The following is a 14,903-nucleotide window of genomic DNA, read 5'->3' as shown; positions in this document are numbered from 1 at the left end:
GTTTTGGGCTAGTCATCCCGAAGCGTTATGACTCCCTAATTGTGGTAATAGATTGTTCTAAAGCATCATTCCCATTTTGCAATTAAACCCCAACCATTTGCCTTATCCATAACAACACAGTGAATTTTGTTTGTTCCTTTTTTAAGTGGCAGGTATAATTTATTGGTATTAATGTCAATATGCCCCATGTATTGAATTCCTTTGGCCCTAAAGGCATTATTGCCCTTAAAAACCGCTTTGCCATTTAAATAGACCATTATTCTGTCACTGTAATCAAATGACAAAAGTTTCGTCTCGTCATTGCTGGCATAGACTGTTGTAGCTGCGACGATATAGTCCTCTTCATTCTGTTCGAAGTTACCCGAAGAAGACTTCTTTATGTACTTGGAAATGGGTAAGAGTCCAGACGCTTCCGTTTTAACCGTCATGTATTCTTCCTTTTCAAAGTTTTCAAAACGTATCTCCTCCGCTTTGTAGGGTTTTGCCTTCGTGATTTCCCATGTCGTGATAATGGAAGAATCAGCGGAAAGATCGTTATCCTTTTTGGTTCGTGCTACGGCATCGGTACGGTCTACGGCATCCTTGGGTGTAATCCTGAAGTTTGAAAACCTATTGGGGAACAAAGCAAAGAGTCCGATCTCCCCATCATTTTGGTCTGTTCTTAGTTCATCTATGGTCATGACTTTTTCGTCGTTTACAAAAACCTCGGCACTTTGGTTGTTCACCTCGATTCGCAAGTTGTTCCAACCTGTATTTTTAAATGAGACCTTTGCCTGGTTTTCGCGATATAATTGCCAATTCGACTCATTATTATAAATGGGGGTATATTGAACGGCATCGACTTGGTTCGATTTATGGAGTCTCATATAAACCTCCTCCATCGTGTTGTTTTGCTTTCTAAACGTAATGCCTGCAAAACTCCGGTTGGCGTTGGCATACACATCCACTTCAATGGTACCGTTTGTAAATCTGTGGTTTTTTACGGTGACCCTTCCACCATTTAGAAGTAGGGTTTCCCTATTGTCGAATCTTTCAAAAGTAGTTTCTTGCGAAACATTCCAATTCGAAGCGACCATGTCAATTTTTATTTCGGGACTTTGGGAGATAGCCAGTTGAAGACCAAAAAAAGCAATGAATGAATAACTGATTTTTGCCATGATTTTTTATTTCCAAATTACCCATTTACCGCCTCTAGTAGCGTATCACTTTATCATTAATTACTATCATTTTGGTAATTTTCCCGATACTTGGTAGGATTGACCCCTTCCATTTTCAAAAAGAACCGTGTCAAATTATTAGGTTCACTGAAATTTAAGGCATCCGCTATTTCGGATATTGTTTTGTTGGAATAGCGGAGTTCCGTTTTTATCTCAAGCAGCAGTCTATTGTTGATGATTTCCTTTGTCGTATGCCGAGTATGCTCCTTTACCATGGCATTGAGCTGATGGCGGGTTACCCTTAATGCATCACAATAATCCTTTACCGAATGCAAACTGCGGATATTCAGTTCGAGTAGTTCCTTGAATTTATAAATGATTGAATTCGATTGGGTGTTGGGTGATATATCATAGCACTTTGAATACAATCGATTGAGCTTCGACAATGAGAAATATAGCAGTGAACGCAATATATGTGGACTATCATTTCGATAATTATTTATCTCAGCGATAATTTCATTCAAAGCCAATCGTACCATATTATAATCTTCATTTTGCAATCGTAGATATTGGGGGTGTTGCGAATTATAAAAGTATTGCAGTCGGTACGTAAACAATTTATCATCAAAAAAATCCGATAGAAAGTCATTTTGAAAAACAAGATGAAAACCTTTAATTCCAGACAGGTCGACCATACACCTTTTTTTCTGGAAAGGGGAAATGAAAAAAAAGCTATGCTCCTTAATGTCCAATAATTGTCCATTCAATTCAATCCTTCCCTTCGCTTTTTCAAAAATTAAGATCTCAAAAAAATCGGTTGTCTGTGGCTCAGGATCAAAAAAGACATTCGGATTACCCTCGAACTTATGTAAATCCATAAGCAATTCGAATCCGTACTTTGTTTTTTCAAAAATGAATTTTCGCAAAATGTTAGTTTCTGTTACTGGTTCTTTAGATGGTTTACAACGGTTGGGGCCCTATGTTAGGTTATTGATTTAAAGATAAGCTATTCGTTTGATAGGGGAAATCGCAAGAAGGGATGGTGGTGGGTTCACCGCAAGAAAAAGTACCTGAAGTTCACCAAAAAACGTTCAGAAGGTGGAGGAAACGAATTTGCTTTTGGTCGAATACATAAAACGGTACTTATATCCATACACATAAAAAGCCCCTTGAAGAGGCTTATATGAATCCGCTTTATGGAGGATTAAAGGTTTGTGCAAGGGTTACCGGTGTTAGCCACTAGCTTTATTTTTATCATTTATTACTGACTCTGAAACTATTCTATTATATGGTTCTTTAAATTCTTTGTACCATTCAGTTAATTCATTCCGTTTTTCAGGAATTCTTTTCGTCAAGTATTCTTTGTAACACTCAAGTAAATAGGATATGGTCGAAGTAAATACATCTATATACCCCCACAATGGGTGCATAAAATGGTCTATTAACTACCTCCTATACCTCTTACAAAAAACTCTGTATGGCCAGATCGTAACTCTGTAGGCCGAACCCTAAAATAACACCCTTGGCCGCTGGTGATATATGCGATACATGACGAAAGGCTTCCCGCCCGAACGTGTTGGAAATATGTACTTCGATCACTGGGGTGGTAATACCCCGGATGGCATCGCCAATACCGATCGAGGTGTGGGTATAGGCCCCGGCATTCAAAATAATACCATCATACGAAAAACCGACTTCCTGGATCTTGTCAATAAGCTCCCCCTCGATATTCGATTGGTAATAGGCCAACTCTACCGTTTTGAACTTGGTCTGTAATTCAGCGAAATATGCCTCAAAAGTAGTACTTCCGTATACTTCAGGTTCCCGTTTGCCCAAGAGGTTCAAATTGGGTCCGTTGATGATCATTATCTTCATTATCCTTGTTTTTATGGGCCTTATGACCCTCGATACTACTACAGCACGTGTAACAGCACCCTCAGCATACCACTAGGAGCCTGTGTGTGGCTTTCATTGCATAAATGTATCGATTTATGCGAAATAAAAAAAGGGAAGCATGATCGCTTCCCCTCCCCTATGGTTATTTTAATGGTATCATCGGTTTTGATCATCGACTGCGTTTCGATTTAAAGGTGTACAGGACACCGAGATTCAGAGTGTTCCAGGTAGCCCCATCGAGCTCTACCGTCGAATATGAAAAATTGACCTCGGTACTGGGGCCCATAAGATACCCGATAACGGGTCGGTAATAGAGTCCACCATCATTACCGTCATTGATACCTACGGCATACCCCCCATCTACTCCGAAGGAGAACGAATTGGAGGTCCATATACGAACCGAGGCGGCCACGGGCATAAATTCCACATTGGGAAAATCGGCTTCTATGGCCTCTGAACTGAAGCTTTCGCCAAAGCCGTGTATAAATCCCGTGGCGATCCCGATATCGATTGTTTCGTTCGCAGCATACATATAACCCGCATCCAAAGCAAGGGTCAAGGTTACGGCATCATTAAAGTCGTTGATGGGCAAGCCCCCGTGAAACCCGAGTTTAAAGCCTTCTTGGGCAAAAATTCCGGTTCCCATAAAAAGAAAGATCAGGGCGAATAGGTTTTTGTGCATTGTGGTTTGGTTTTATTAAAGTGATTGGTTTAAACTACATACGAAAACGCAATGCATAGGTTTTTGTTGCAAACCAACCTACATTAATTCGGGTAAAAGGGGTGGATTTCCACAGGAATCCAAAAGAAAACGACCCGTTTCGGGGTCGTTTATACCTATTGATATCGTCTTGGCAGTCCTTCCTTCGGAAAGCAAAACCGGTTATATCCTTATATTAGAACATAAAGGCTACCCCGACCTGCAATGCAGACCCCTTAATATCGAGTACGCCACCAGCGGGACCAGAATACCTATCGGACAGTTCAAAGGAATAACGTGCCTGGATCGTAAAATTATCGGTAACATCAAAACCGGCACCCACACCTAAATCCACCCCGACGGTTCGGAGTACATCATCAACATCGCCATTGGTGCCCAAAAGTTCCTCGGCATCGCGAATGGTATTTTTAATATCGTCGAGATTAGAGGAAAAATTCAATTGGGGTCCGGCCTGTATGTGAAATTTAGGAGCTACATAATATTTGGCCATGATGGGCAAATAGACAAAAGAAAGGTCTTCGGACTTCCCATAGGTCAGTTCTGGCTGTACATGGAATTTTTCGGTGGCGGCAATATCTACCAAGGCCCCTATATAAAAACCGGTATTGTTGATGTTCCCGTATTTTTCGACCCCGACAAGGTTCAAAAGGGAATTACCGGTCTTAAAATCAACATTGGTGTTCAGGAGTCCGCCCGTAAGTCCAAAACGCACCGGTTCCTGGGCATGGGTCGTCGTAAGGGCAAAAAAGGCAATCAACGGAAGAAGTAATAATTTTTTCATAATAGTATAGTGTTTAGTTCATAAAACATGAATCGTGTACACTACCTAATACAAATACGATGCCTAATCTAAAAAAAGGGCATAAAAAAAGCGAAAACTGGATTCGTTTTCGCTTTTCAAAATTGATTTTATGTTTTAGAATCTATAACCAACCCCTATTTGTAATGAGTTTAAGCTAAAACCTTCAATATCCCTTGAAACCTCTATACCATATCTGGCATCTGCAAAGAATTGTTCAGAAAAGCTATACCCTACACCAAAGGCTAGATCCAATCCGAATTCACCTTGTGGCACATCTTCCAATAGGTAATTTATTTGAGGTCCTGCCTGAATAGTGAATGATTCGGCAACCTCGTACTTCGCCATTATTGGAATGTACAATGAATTTAAATCACTAACAAGGCTATAAAGAACAGACGGTTCAACTTCGAAGGTATCGCTAACCTCAAAATTGTAGCCTACTCCGACAAAGAAACCCATTTCAGAATCGGATACAGTTTCGTCAAATATGTCTACTTTGGCTGTTACGTTAGACAAGCCGGCCTTAGCAAAAAAACCTTCCTGTGCATTAACACTGAAACCAAATAAAGCCAATGCTGCTACTAATACTACTTTTTTCATAATTGATTGTTTTAAATTGATGGGGCAAACTTAGAATGACTTACATCATTCGACTAATTTTCGTTGTGTAATATTCCAAATATGTTGTGTAATATTGTTTTATCAGCTTTTAAAATCATTTGAGCCATATAAATTGAATATTTGTAGCATGAAATGGAAACAAGCCTTGGAGGATTACGAAGACTATCTTAAGCTAGAACGTGGCCTGTCTGACAACTCCATTAAAAACTACCTTTTGGATGTGGCCAAATTAATCGGCTTTCTTGAGGATAACACCCTCACCGTAAGTCCTTTGCTTATAGACAAGGAAACCGTACAGCGTTTTATCTATGAAATCGCGCAAGACGTAAATCCCCGGTCACAGGCCCGTATTATATCGGGCTTAAAGAGTTTCTTCAACTACTTGACCTTTGAGGATTACCGCACCGACAACCCTATGGATTTGCTTGAATCGCCCAAAATCGGCAGAAAGTTGCCCGATACCCTTTCCGAGGATGAAATCGATAAGATCATTGGGGCCGTGGACCTTTCCAAACCCGAAGGGGAACGCAACCGGGCCATGCTAGAAACCTTATATGGGTGTGGACTCCGGGTTTCCGAACTGATAAACCTACGCATATCGGACCTTTTTTTTGAGGAGGATTTTATAAAGGTAACGGGAAAGGGCGACAAACAACGCTTTGTACCGATCAGTGATTTCAATAAAAAATATATCAATATCTACCGAAATGAGGTTCGGGTGCACCAAAACATACAGAAGGGGTTTGATGATATCCTGTTTTTGAACCGCCGGGGCAAACAACTTACCCGTGCCATGATCTTTACGATCATAAAACAACTCGCTACCAAGATCGAATTGGGAAAAAGTATAAGTCCACATACCTTTCGGCACTCCTTTGCCACCCATCTTTTAAAAAATGGGGCCGACCTTAGGGCCATTCAACAAATGCTGGGCCATGAGAGCATTACCACCACCGAAGTATATGTGCATGTCGATCGCTCCCATTTAACCGAGGTCATGGACAAGTACCATCCAAGGAAATAGTAGGTTGTTGCTGTTCGCCAATGGCTAATGGCTGTCATAAATAAAAACAATCTTTTAACTTACCCCTTATAACTTTAAACTTGGCTTTTCGCTGTTCATTGTCCATTGTTCATTGCTCATTGTTAATTATTAATTGCTCACTGCCCACTGTTTACTGCCCACTGTTCACTGTTCACTGCCCACTGTTCACTGTTCACGTTCACAAAAACTTTTAACTTTAAACTTATAACTTCCAACTTGGCTGTTAGCTGTTTGCCATTCGCTATTCGCCAATTGTTCATTGTTTATTGTTTATTGTTCATTGCCCATTGCCCACTGCCCACTGTTCACTGCCCACTGCTTACTGCCCACTGCTTACTGCCCACTGCTTACTGCCCACTGTTCACTGTTCACTGTCCACGTTCACAAAAACTTTTAACTTAACACTTATAACTTTAAACTTGGCTGTTAGCTGTTCATTGTCCATTGCTCATTGCTCATTGTTAATTATTAATTGCTTATTGCCCATTGTTAATTGCTAACTGTTAATTGTTCATTGTTAACTGCCAACTGTCCACTGCCCACTGTTCACTGTCCACTGTTCACGTTCACAAAAACTTTTAACTTAACACTTATAACTTTAAACTTGGCTGTTAGCTGTTCATTGTCCATTGCTCATTGCTCATTGTTAATTATTAATTGCTTATTGCCCATTGTTAATTGCTAACTGTTAATTGTTCATTGTTAACTGCCAACTGTCCACTGCCCACTGTTCACTGTCCACTGTTCACGTTCACAAAAACTTTTAACTTAACACTTATAACTTTAAACTTGGCTGTTAGCTGTCCATTGCTCATTGCTTATTGTTCATTGTTAATTGCCCACTGTTTACTGCCCACTGCCCACTGCCCACTGCCCACTGCCCACTGTCCCCCGTTCACCCATCCTTTTGGTCTAAATCCTTTTTTTTCTGACCAAAGTGTAACATTTTTGTAAAACGTACTACTTATAACGTAACAACCACCAAACAAAATCGTGAATAAAAAACTGGAGCATCAATTTGTGACGGAACTTGAGAACAATCAGAATATTGTTCATAAGGTCTGCACCCTGTACACCAACGACAGGCATTCACACAATGATCTGTTCCAAGAAATAACCATACAGCTATGGAAGGCGTACCCGAAATTTCGGGGAGAATCAAAATTCAGTACTTGGATGTACCGGGTTGCGCTGAATACAGCGATCACACTATACCGAAAATCCAAAAGAAGTATACGGACACAGGATTATGACTCGGTCATTTACAAAATAACGGCCAATGAGTACGATCCCCAGGAAGAGGAACAACTGAAACTCATGTATGCCGCTGTAAAGCAGTTGGGAGATATAGAAAAAGCGTTGGTCTTCCTGTACCTGGAAGACAAGGATTATAGGGAGATTGCGGAAACCCTGGGTATTACCGAGGTGAATGCGAGAGTGAAGATGAACAGGATAAAAAAGAAATTAAGAACCATATTGAATCCATGACGATATATGATTGACGAACTCGATTTATTAAAAAAAGATTGGCAGAAAAGGGAAGAGCATCTTCCTAAATTGTCCTTTGACCAAATTCATAATATGATATGGAAGAGATCTTCCTCTATCGTGCGATGGATTTTGATTATCAGTATTCTAGAGATTTCATTGCCCAATTTAATCTACCTATCCCCCTCATTTAGGAAAAATCCCTTATTACACGATGCAGGCGGGTTCAATACGATTTATATTGTATTTAATGTATTCTATTATGCGGTTGTTCTTTATTTTATCTTTCAATTCTACCGAAGGTATAAGGAAATTTCAATCTTGGATAGTGCTAAAAATTTAATGCGACAAATAATCAAAACAAGAAAAACAGTTAAACACTATATCATTTTCTGTCTTACAATGAGTCTTGTTTTTTTCGCATTGTTCATCGTCGGCATCTATTTAAGTGATGAAGTTTTACTGGCTTTCGATGGTGTCGCTGAAAAAAGCAAGGAAATTCCTTTGGAAAAAATCAGGACTACGACAATATGGATCCTATCTATTGGAGCGGTTGTCTTTACTGCTTTTATTGCCGGAATCTACTTCCTGCTCTACGGATTATTGTTACGAAAGCTCAAAAGGAATTACAAGGAACTGAAACAATTGGAGGTTTAGATTTTCTTACTATTGCGAAATCTACGTAGTTCATTCTCTTCTTCCAAGGCCAGCAGATCTTTTTGGGAGATTACCTTTAAGAAAGAAGGGTGTTGCTCTATGGCATATTCCAATTTTTCAATGATCGCATCAAACGATTCATTTTCATAATCGATATCCAAAGGCTCCTTAATCACCATATTCTGTAGGATACCCTTTTTCTTGACCCGAAGGCCTTTCTTGTCGAAAGAGCGTCTAAAGCCATCGATAACAACAGGTACCACAACCGGTTTGTATTTTTTTATGATATGGGCCGTACCTTTTCGAAGTGGTTTCCAAGGTGTGGTGGTCCCTTGTGGAAAGGTAATGACCCAACCGTCGCTTAGTGCCCTACCGATATTCGAGATATCGCTCATCTTTACTTGGCGCTTCACATCCTTGCCTTCGGAGCGCCAGGTACGTTCTACACTGATCGATCCGGCATAAGCGAAAATCTTGGTCAACAGACTTTTCTTCATGGTCTCCGCTGCCGCCACATAATACACGTTCAATTTGGGATTCCATAGGTAACCTACATTCTTTAGGGAATCATCCCTACCGCTTAAACTGGCATTGAATACATGGAACATGGCAACGACATCGGCGAAATACGTTTGGTGGTTACTGACAAAAAGTACATTTTTATCCGGTAGATTCCTGATAATTTCAGAACCCTCGATCTCCAAAGTATTGAAGCCTTTATAACGTTGGTGGGTGAATACACCCAAAATACGGATTAGCCATCTTTTTATAAAAAGAATATGGCCAAAAGGATTTTTTTTGAATATACCCATAACTACAAAACTACAAAATAAGCATTATAAAACCTGCCTCAAAAGCTCCTTGATTTCGTTCAGCATCATTGCTGTTGCCCCCCAAACGGTGTAACCATTTAATTTAAAGGCGGGTACATCCATGTTTTTTGCATAAGATGTCGATAATTTTTGGGTGAATACCTTGGAATCATCCATAAAATCGATCAAAGGCACCTCTACCAATGCTTCTACCTCGGACTCCTGCAGGATAAAGGGACAGGGATTCGACATGAGTCCCATAAACGGTTTTACCTCAAAATTACTGGGCGGAATATAGATTTCACTCAATGATTTAATGATCGATACCTTTTCGGGAGGCACGCCTACTTCCTCATATGTTTCCCGCAATGCGGTATGCAAAATATCAGTATCCTCTTTTTCGGTCTTCCCCCCGGGGAATCCTATTTGGTTTGAATGTACACCCTCATAGGTCTTACGAAGGATCAACAGTAAATGGGTAAGACTTCGCTGATCCGGGTAGAACAAGGCCAATACAGCGGCTTTTCTTGCATTTTGTTTTTTAATTTCACCGGCTTCCAACTCCTTTAATCGAATTGAAGGGGCCATTTTATAGTGGGAAGCGCTACCCGGTAAGGGCAGATTTTTTATTTTTGAACTACGTAAGGCAAAATCATCAAAATTCATGATATCCAAAAAATTCTATTCCACTACAATATTACTACTTATATTTTTGGTTGCCTGTAAGGAAGAACCTAAACCTACCACTGAAAAAGTAACAATTGTAACACAGGATTCCGTAGCACCAAAAGAAGAAATACAAAAAGAGGAAGAACCTTTTAAACTGACCGATGAAAACGCCATAGACTTCTTCTTTAATTACAATAAGACCCTTAAAGATGACAAGGTAAGGATCACGACCACCCTCGGAAGTTTCACGGTTCAGTTGTACGATGATGTCCCTTACCACAAAGCGAACTTCATCTACTTGACCAAAAAAGGCTATTTCGATAATACCCAGTTTCACCGTGTGGTGAAGAATTTCATTATTCAGGGTGGTAATTCCGATGATAAGGCCACAGCCCAAAAGCGTAGTGCTATTGGCAGGTATCTACTACCACCTGATGCCAAGAAAGGATACAAACATCATCGAGGTACCATTTCCATGCCCAGCAGTGAAGTGGATAATCCACATATGTTGGCCTCTCCCTATGAATTCTTCATTGTGGTCACCAAACCGGGATCTTACCATTTGGATGGGGAATACACACCATTCGGAAAAGTAATCGAAGGTATGGATGTCGTTGACAAAATCAATGCGCAACGTGTCGGAAAGGGCGATTGGCCGTTTCAGAACATTTACATTACCAAGGCGGAAGTGGTGAAGTGAACATTGGACAATTGGCAATTGGCAATAAACAATGTACAATGTACAATTGGCTCTTCGCTAATGGCTATTCGCTATTCGCTATTCATTGTTCACTGCTTACTGTCCACTGCTTACTGTCCACTGTTCAAAAAAACTTTTAACTTATAACTTCCAACTTGACTTTTGGCTGATCGCTAATCGCTATTCGCTATTCATTGTTCACTGCTTACTGCTTACTGCTTACTGCTTACTGCTATGAACAAAAAACTTTTAACTAATAACTCCCCACTTATAACTTCCAACTTATAACTTCCAACTTGGCTTTTGGCTGATCGCTAATCGCTATTCGCTATTCATTGTTCACTGCTTACTGTCTACTGCCTACTGCCTAATGCCTACTGCTTACTGCTTACTGCTTACTGCTTACTGCTATGAACAAAAAACTTTTAACTAATAACTCCCCACTTGGCTTTTAGCTACTTGCTACTGGCTACTGGCTACTGGCTACTGGCTACTGGCTACTGGCTATTGGCTGATCGCTAATCGCTATTCGCTATTCGCTATTCATTGTTCACTGCTTACTGTCCACTGCTTACTGTCCACTGCTTACTGCTTACTGCTTACTGCTATGAACAAAAAACTTTTAACTAATAACTCCCCACTTGGCTTTTAGCTACTTGCTACTGGCTACTGGCTACTGGCTACTGGCTACTGGCTACTGGCTATTGGCTGATCGCTAATCGCTATTCGCTATTCGCTATTCATTGTTCACTGCTTACTGTCCACTGCTTACTGTCCACTGCTTACTGCTTACTGCTTACTGCTATGAACAAAAAACTTTTAACTTATAACTCCCCACTAATAACTTCCCACTTATAACTTATCCCTCATAACTTATCCCTCATAACTCCCCACTTGACCTTCGGAATTTGAGATTTGCTAATTGTTAATTGTTAATTGTTAATTGTTAATTGTTAATTGAAATTTAGAATTCACCTTTCCCTTGCTACTTCTTCACCTTATAAATATTCGGTAAGGCAATATGAAACTTTACGGCCAATAAACGGAATACAATAACTATCATAATAGCAACGATATAGGAATACGCGGAATCGATTGGGGTCATAGCCAATAAAAAATACGACACCCCGCCCAAAATACAGGCTGTAGCATAGATTTCCTTTTGGAATATTACTGGAATCTCATTACAGAGGATATCCCGAATCACCCCTCCAAATGAGGCAGTTATGGTTCCAAGGATAATACATATAGGTGGTGCCAATTCGGCTTCAAGTCCCTTTTCTATACCTACCATGGTAAACAATCCTATACCGATGGTATCGAACAAAAAAAGCGTTTTCCTTAAATATTTCAATTGGTTTACGAACAATATCGCCAATATGACCGCCCCCAATATCGTAAAGAGATAGATGGGATTCAGCATCCAGAACACAGGCTTATTCCCAATAAGCACATCACGAAGGGTACCACCACCAGTAGCCGTCACAAAGGCAATGATAAGCACCCCGAACAAATCGAGCTTCTTTTCCATGGCCACCAAAACCCCAGAAATGGCGAAAGCTGCCGCACCTAAAATATCAATAATCAAATAAAGCATCAAAAAATAATTTGGAGCGCAAAAGTATGTAATTGCACTGAACTATTTTTAAATATTTTTAGGTAAAAAAATTACCTAAGTATTTAAAGGACAAAGGAATACTGGAAAGCTCTTTTGGAGGCTAAAGTTGCTGGGTATAATAACTGTAATCCTTAATTACGGTGTCCACAAAATCGAGAGGTTTTTCCGCTGTTGTAATCTGGGTCACTTTCTTGATCTGATTGCTTAAGGATAGAATGACTTGGTGATTTCCATTCCTTCTTGCCTGGTCGTACAATTCCTTGATTGTCTGCATTTCCCTATCCTCAAAAATCGTAACCTGGGGATATTTGGGTGCATAATCCTCGGGGAATTCCCGTAACAGGGTGTCTTGCAATCCTACCCGTTTCTTTTCACTGATGACCGTTGTCCCTGCCGCAATATCCCCGACACGTTGACCATTGCCACGAATCAAAATCGTTAAGACCGCCAACCCCCCAGAGGTTATGGTAACATCAATGACACGAAGGATCCACCGAATGAAATAACTGGAAAATCCCGGTTTGGAGCCGTCCAATTTCACTACCCGTATTTTCATCAACCCCTTACCAATGGTTTTGCCATCCATAAAGGTTTCCAATAAAAGATAGTATAAAAACGCCGGTAAACCCATGAGCATGTATAGGGCCCACATATCCTCCATATCAATGTCCATGCTAATGAGCATTATAATCATCAATATCGTATAGGCCATGATCACAAAACTATCGATCAGATAGGCCAACATGCGGTCTCCCAAGTTGGCCGTATTTTGACTTATACTTATATTTTGGGCAGTTTCTATTTGAAATTGTTCCATATTTTAGTTCCTTTGGATAAAATCCGGTATTAAATGCGAGAGGCCGCCTTTGTTAAGCAAAATAAAGACAAATGGATAACTTTTGAAAACGCCCTGTCGAACAAAACGAAGATAGCACCTGATGTATTGTCCAATCTCTACATTGAAATAACGGATCATTTAAGTTATGCCAAAACATTTTATGCTGGCAGCAATACGGAATTCTACCTCAACACACTCGCATCCCAGGCCCACCAAAAGATCTACAAAACCAAAAAAGAACCCAAGAACCGTATAATTTCATTTTGGAAAACGGAATTCCCTACCCTATTCTATCACCACCAAAGAGAGCTTTTGATCGCCTTTCTGGTTTTCACCTTCTTTACATTGGTCGGGGCTTTCTCGGCTGCCAATGAGGGGGATTTTGTGCGCTCCATTCTTGGTGATGGATACGTGAATATGACTATGGATAACATTGGGAAAGGGGATCCCATGGCCGTTTATAAGGAAATGGGGGAATTCAATATGTTCATGGGAATCACCATCAACAACATTCGAGTAGCCATGATGGCCTTTGCCTACGGGATCATGCTGGGCATAGGAACCTTATGGATCATGATGCAAAATGGGATTATGTTGGGTAGTTTTCAATATTTCTTTTACGAAAAAGGATTGCTATGGGAATCCGCACGCACCATTTGGATCCATGGGACCATCGAAATCTCGGTCATTATTATCGCGGGCTGTGCAGGATTGGTTCTTGCCAACGGCATGCTGTTCCCAGGGACTTACACCCGGTTGGAATCTTTTAAGAGAGGGGTTAAGAACGGACTTAAAATCATGTTGAGTACCTTTCCCTTTTTTATCATCGCGGGGTTCTTGGAGGGTTTTGTGACCCGACATACCGAAATGCCCGATTGGTTGGCCATATTGATCATTTTAACTTCTTTGGCACTAATTCTATTTTATTACGTTATATACCCATATCAATTACATTCAAAACCCAACCAAAATGAATAATTATATCCATTTTAAGAAACAGCGTGAATTAGGTGAGATCCTTTCAGACACCTTTGCTTTTCTTAGATCACAGTTCAAACCTTTTATCGCCACCTACTTTAAGATCGTTGCCCCCTATCTTTTGATCATGTTGATCGCCGTAGGGTTTTATCTTTATTCCTTCAGTTCGGTCTTGAACATAGGATCCAGTTCGGGTTCGCTTGTTAGTGGTGTCACCATGTTGATCAGTGGCCTCGTTTTCTTGGTAGCCATGATTTTGGTTTATGCCGTTTCACAATCTACCGTATTGCACTATATAAAATCCTATACAGAACTTCAAGGACAGACCGACTTTGACAAAATAAGAAGGGAAGTCTATGATTCATTATGGAGTTTTATAGGTTTGGGAATCATCGTGGTATTATCCATCGTGGTGGGATTTATCTGTTGTTTCCTTCCCGGTATCTACTTGGCCGTACCCCTTTCACTATCCTTTAGCATAATGATCTTTATGAACAAAAGTGTTGGGGAATCTTTCAGTTATGGCTTCAACCTGGTAAAGGACGAATGGTGGATGACCTTCGCCACACTTTTGGTTGTAGGTATCATCGTAGGGGTTGCAGGGTATGCCTTTAGTTTGCCTGCCCAAATATACCAGATTGCAAGTATGGGTATTTTTTCCGGTGAAATGGATGCCTTGGACGTAAACTCCGGTTTTGTGGATCCGGTGTATATCATCCTATATATGATTAGTACCTTGGCCCAAATGCTTTTGAATACCATCTCTATTATTGCCGGTGCCTTTATCTTCTTTAACCTCAACGAAAAAAAGAACTTTACCGGCACCTTTGAACGCATTCAGAACTTAGGGAAAACCAACGAGGAATAATCAAATGTAAATTAAAAAACACCTGTGGATAGC

At 40.4% G+C, this 14,903-nt stretch carries 17 protein-coding genes; 6 read left to right on the top strand and 11 right to left on the bottom strand.

Features of this window, described 5'->3' with window-relative positions:
* Positions 1–65: 65 nt before the first annotated feature.
* The 6 genes from LX92_RS08000 to LX92_RS07970 form a co-directional block, all read right to left on the bottom strand.
* Positions 66–1,157, bottom strand: a complete 1,092-nt coding sequence (locus tag LX92_RS08000) for a family 16 glycoside hydrolase (RefSeq protein WP_109649785.1) — start codon at positions 1,155–1,157, stop codon at positions 66–68.
* A 56-nt stretch (positions 1,158–1,213) separates the two neighbouring features.
* Positions 1,214–2,083, bottom strand: coding sequence for a helix-turn-helix domain-containing protein (locus LX92_RS07995; protein WP_223308348.1), 870 nt, complete (start codon positions 2,081–2,083; stop codon positions 1,214–1,216).
* A gap of 535 nt (positions 2,084–2,618) precedes the next feature.
* Positions 2,619–3,032, bottom strand: coding sequence for a type II 3-dehydroquinate dehydratase (gene aroQ, locus LX92_RS07985; RefSeq protein WP_109649782.1), 414 nt, complete (start codon positions 3,030–3,032; stop codon positions 2,619–2,621).
* Positions 3,033–3,222: 190 nt separating this feature from the next.
* Positions 3,223–3,735 (bottom strand): hypothetical protein, encoded by a 513-nt coding sequence (locus LX92_RS07980; protein WP_109649781.1) that lies wholly within the window; start codon positions 3,733–3,735, stop codon positions 3,223–3,225.
* Between the two features lie 214 nt (positions 3,736–3,949).
* Positions 3,950–4,555, bottom strand: a complete 606-nt coding sequence (locus LX92_RS07975) for a porin family protein (RefSeq protein WP_109649780.1) — start codon at positions 4,553–4,555, stop codon at positions 3,950–3,952.
* A 135-nt stretch (positions 4,556–4,690) separates the two neighbouring features.
* The gene (locus LX92_RS07970; protein WP_109649779.1) at positions 4,691–5,176 is read right to left on the bottom strand and encodes a porin family protein; all 486 of its coding nucleotides are present in this window, start codon (positions 5,174–5,176) and stop codon (positions 4,691–4,693) included.
* A gap of 148 nt (positions 5,177–5,324) precedes the next feature.
* Here LX92_RS07970 and xerA point away from each other — a divergent pair, with 148 nt between their 5' ends.
* Entirely contained in the window at positions 5,325–6,221 is an 897-nt protein-coding gene (gene xerA, locus LX92_RS07965; protein WP_109649778.1) for a site-specific tyrosine recombinase/integron integrase, read from the top strand.
* Positions 6,222–6,358: 137 nt separating this feature from the next.
* Here the strand turns inward: xerA and LX92_RS22395 are convergent, their stop codons facing one another.
* Positions 6,359–6,502, bottom strand: coding sequence for a hypothetical protein (locus LX92_RS22395; RefSeq protein ID WP_170117811.1), 144 nt, complete (start codon positions 6,500–6,502; stop codon positions 6,359–6,361).
* A 733-nt stretch (positions 6,503–7,235) separates the two neighbouring features.
* Between LX92_RS22395 and LX92_RS07955 the strand changes: the two genes are divergently transcribed.
* Both LX92_RS07955 and LX92_RS07950 read left to right on the top strand, forming a co-directional pair.
* On the top strand, positions 7,236–7,730 hold the full coding sequence (locus LX92_RS07955; RefSeq protein WP_109649776.1) for an RNA polymerase sigma factor: 495 nt from the start codon (positions 7,236–7,238) through the stop codon (positions 7,728–7,730).
* Positions 7,731–7,736: 6 nt separating this feature from the next.
* Positions 7,737–8,387 (top strand): hypothetical protein, encoded by a 651-nt coding sequence (locus LX92_RS07950; RefSeq protein WP_109649775.1) that lies wholly within the window; start codon positions 7,737–7,739, stop codon positions 8,385–8,387.
* Here LX92_RS07950 and LX92_RS07945 read toward each other — a convergent pair.
* Together LX92_RS07945 and LX92_RS07940 are read right to left on the bottom strand one after the other, a co-directional pair.
* Entirely contained in the window at positions 8,384–9,199 is an 816-nt protein-coding gene (locus tag LX92_RS07945) for a lysophospholipid acyltransferase family protein (protein WP_109649774.1), read from the bottom strand. The genes LX92_RS07950 and LX92_RS07945 overlap by 4 nt on opposite strands.
* Positions 9,200–9,223: 24 nt before the next feature.
* On the bottom strand, positions 9,224–9,865 hold the full coding sequence (locus tag LX92_RS07940) for an NUDIX hydrolase (RefSeq protein ID WP_109649773.1): 642 nt from the start codon (positions 9,863–9,865) through the stop codon (positions 9,224–9,226).
* On the opposite strand from LX92_RS07940, the gene LX92_RS07935 reads away from it, so the two are divergent.
* The gene (locus tag LX92_RS07935; protein WP_109649772.1) at positions 9,864–10,568 is read left to right on the top strand and encodes a peptidylprolyl isomerase; all 705 of its coding nucleotides are present in this window, start codon (positions 9,864–9,866) and stop codon (positions 10,566–10,568) included. The two genes, LX92_RS07940 and LX92_RS07935, sit on opposite strands and share 2 nt — an antisense overlap.
* A 985-nt stretch (positions 10,569–11,553) precedes the next feature.
* On the opposite strand, the gene LX92_RS07930 is transcribed toward LX92_RS07935, so the two are convergent.
* Entirely contained in the window at positions 11,554–12,165 is a 612-nt protein-coding gene (locus tag LX92_RS07930) for a trimeric intracellular cation channel family protein (RefSeq protein ID WP_109649771.1), read from the bottom strand.
* Positions 12,166–12,286: 121 nt separating this feature from the next.
* Complete coding sequence (locus LX92_RS07925; protein WP_109649770.1) at positions 12,287–13,003, bottom strand: RDD family protein; 717 nt, start codon at positions 13,001–13,003, stop codon at positions 12,287–12,289.
* 33 nt (positions 13,004–13,036) lie between these two features.
* On the opposite strand from LX92_RS07925, the gene LX92_RS07920 reads away from it, so the two are divergent.
* Positions 13,037–14,002 carry a stage II sporulation protein M gene (locus LX92_RS07920; RefSeq protein ID WP_109649769.1) on the top strand — a complete coding sequence of 322 codons (966 nt, stop codon included), beginning with the start codon at positions 13,037–13,039 and terminating at the stop codon, positions 14,000–14,002.
* Positions 13,995–14,870 carry a hypothetical protein gene (locus tag LX92_RS07915; protein ID WP_109649768.1) on the top strand — a complete coding sequence of 292 codons (876 nt, stop codon included), beginning with the start codon at positions 13,995–13,997 and terminating at the stop codon, positions 14,868–14,870. Before LX92_RS07920 ends, LX92_RS07915 begins: the two co-directional genes overlap by 8 nt.
* Positions 14,871–14,903 lie beyond the last annotated feature (33 nt).

Source organism: Maribacter polysiphoniae (genome assembly GCF_003148665.1).
Taxonomy (GTDB): Bacteria; Bacteroidota; Bacteroidia; order Flavobacteriales; family Flavobacteriaceae; genus Maribacter_A; species Maribacter_A polysiphoniae.
This window is presented reverse-complemented; position numbering and strand designations above follow the sequence as displayed.

Excerpts from the sequence above, each read along its gene's own strand:
- LX92_RS08000 (WP_109649785.1), bottom strand. The coding sequence starts at position 1,157 with ATGGCAAAAATCAGTTATTCATTCATTGCTTTTTTTGGTCTTCAACTG.
- aroQ (WP_109649782.1), bottom strand. The coding sequence starts at position 3,032 with ATGAAGATAATGATCATCAACGGACCCAATTTGAACCTCTTGGGCAAA.
- LX92_RS07980 (WP_109649781.1), bottom strand. The coding sequence starts at position 3,735 with ATGCACAAAAACCTATTCGCCCTGATCTTTCTTTTTATGGGAACCGGA.
- LX92_RS07975 (WP_109649780.1), bottom strand. The coding sequence starts at position 4,555 with ATGAAAAAATTATTACTTCTTCCGTTGATTGCCTTTTTTGCCCTTACG.
- LX92_RS07970 (WP_109649779.1), bottom strand. The coding sequence starts at position 5,176 with ATGAAAAAAGTAGTATTAGTAGCAGCATTGGCTTTATTTGGTTTCAGT.
- xerA (WP_109649778.1), top strand. The coding sequence starts at position 5,325 with ATGAAATGGAAACAAGCCTTGGAGGATTACGAAGACTATCTTAAGCTA.
- LX92_RS22395 (WP_170117811.1), bottom strand. The coding sequence starts at position 6,502 with ATGAACAATTGGCGAATAGCGAATGGCAAACAGCTAACAGCCAAGTTG.
- LX92_RS07950 (WP_109649775.1), top strand. The coding sequence starts at position 7,737 with ATGATTGACGAACTCGATTTATTAAAAAAAGATTGGCAGAAAAGGGAA.
- LX92_RS07945 (WP_109649774.1), bottom strand. The coding sequence starts at position 9,199 with ATGGGTATATTCAAAAAAAATCCTTTTGGCCATATTCTTTTTATAAAA.
- LX92_RS07935 (WP_109649772.1), top strand. The coding sequence starts at position 9,864 with ATGATATCCAAAAAATTCTATTCCACTACAATATTACTACTTATATTT.
- LX92_RS07940 (WP_109649773.1), bottom strand. The coding sequence starts at position 9,865 with ATGAATTTTGATGATTTTGCCTTACGTAGTTCAAAAATAAAAAATCTG.
- LX92_RS07930 (WP_109649771.1), bottom strand. The coding sequence starts at position 12,165 with ATGCTTTATTTGATTATTGATATTTTAGGTGCGGCAGCTTTCGCCATT.
- LX92_RS07925 (WP_109649770.1), bottom strand. The coding sequence starts at position 13,003 with ATGGAACAATTTCAAATAGAAACTGCCCAAAATATAAGTATAAGTCAA.
- LX92_RS07920 (WP_109649769.1), top strand. The coding sequence starts at position 13,037 with ATGCGAGAGGCCGCCTTTGTTAAGCAAAATAAAGACAAATGGATAACT.
- LX92_RS07915 (WP_109649768.1), top strand. The coding sequence starts at position 13,995 with ATGAATAATTATATCCATTTTAAGAAACAGCGTGAATTAGGTGAGATC.